The organism is Paenarthrobacter sp. MSM-2-10-13 (assembly GCF_011605365.1).
GTDB lineage: Bacteria > Actinomycetota > Actinomycetes > Actinomycetales > Micrococcaceae > Arthrobacter.
Window position 1 is genome coordinate 1 of sequence record NZ_JAAOXO010000022.1, and the last position, 1,498, is coordinate 1,498.

Below are 1,498 nucleotides of genomic sequence, written 5' to 3' on the forward strand. Positions count from 1 at the left end.
GAGCGGACGCCTAGAATCCGCAGGACAGCAACCAGAAAACGTCGTAGACAAGACAGGGCCAGGGGGTCCGGAGCTCTGCGACGGCACGCCCTGGACCCAACAGCCGGCCGCGCCAGCGGACGCCCATCAACTGGTTGGAGCGCAGCGGAAACCAGGGCGAGCCCTGCGAGCCTGCTCTTCGACTCGCCTTCCCAGGGACAACCCAACGACTCCACCGCCCAGGGCTTGCCGCCGGCGGCCGCCCACCAGGCACCTTGTCACTGCGGGATTGGCGGTCCGCCGCCGGCAACCACCAGCAAACGCCGGCCACGACGGCGGACCGCCCGCGGTGACCGGCCCCCAAAGGGACCGGCCACCACCGGGGCTATTCGCGGCGGTCGTGGAGCGGGACGGCTCCATAGTGCCCGGCGGCGCGGCGGAACCTTGAGTCACTGCTGAAGATGAACGTGCCGCCGAACATGTACCACGGGACGGGTTCCCCTTGCGGGGTGACCGGTTGGGCGTGGATCACGGTTTCGCGGTGGAAGTGCTCGTTCTTGACGAGCCGGACGGCGGGCCGTTCCTCGGTGGCTTCGAACACCGGGTCGATGTCCTCGCCGATCACGGTTACTTCCATGACGCGGGAAGAGATGCCCCGGTTTGAGAAGTCCGTGCCCAGGGCGTCGCGGTAGACCAATGCGGTGATGCCCTTCGGGGCGGTGGTGTCGCTGCTCATGGTTGCTCCTTTGAAAGATGGTGGGCCGCTGTGCTGCCCGGCTCCGGCCGGGCAGCACAGCAGGGGTTGATGCTGGTTAGGCGGCGTCCTGCACGGCGTAGGGCATCCGGTACCGGCTGGGCAGCTCGGCGGCGGCCTCGGGCAGGTCCGCCGGTCCTTGGGCCTGCCCGTTCTTCCAGCTGGAGAACGCCTGTTCGGTGATCGCGTCCCACAGCCGGGCCTTCGTCCGGTAGTAGGTGCACGTCACGTCACCCTCGCAATAGGTGGCGATGCCGAACAGGTTGCCGATGCTGTCAGCGGTGCGGGTCACGGCCACCATGACGTAGGGCCACTGGCCCAGGTCCCAGCCGTCAGAGCCCCAGCTCGAGAGCACGGCCCAGCCGTGCTCTTCGATCAGTTCCATCCAGTCGTAGCCGCCGTTCATGTGGTAATCCCCCAGCACGGTCAGGCCGTCGATGGTTTCCTGCGTGTCCGCGACGGTCACGGTCTTTTTGCTTACTGCGGTCATGGTTTTTGCCTTTGCAGAGACGTGGGGTGTGTGGGGCGGCTTAGGTGACCGGCCAGCTTCCCTCTCCCCCGGATTGTTTTTTGGTTGCTGGCAAGCTTGCTTGCTCGGCGGCCGACGGAGCCCTGTCTACCCGCCAGGGCAAGGAGCAGGAAATTCCCGGAGGAAATAAGCGACGAAGGAGCGCCGGAGGGACATTTCCTGCACCGCAGGCCCCGACGAAGGAGGGGCTAGACGGGGTGGAGCGGACGCCTAGAATCCGCAGGACAGCAACCAGA

At 66.6% G+C, this 1,498-nt stretch carries 2 protein-coding genes; both read right to left on the reverse strand.

The genetic code is table 11. The features are described from left to right. Positions 1-364 precede the first annotated feature (364 nt). On the reverse strand, positions 365-715 hold the full coding sequence (locus HAV21_RS21975) for a hypothetical protein (RefSeq protein WP_166843165.1): 351 nt from the start codon (positions 713-715) through the stop codon (positions 365-367). Positions 716-791: 76 nt separating this feature from the next. Then, positions 792-1,223, reverse strand: coding sequence for a hypothetical protein (locus HAV21_RS21980; RefSeq protein WP_166843166.1), 432 nt, complete (start codon positions 1,221-1,223; stop codon positions 792-794). Between the last annotated feature and the right edge of the window lie 275 nt (positions 1,224-1,498).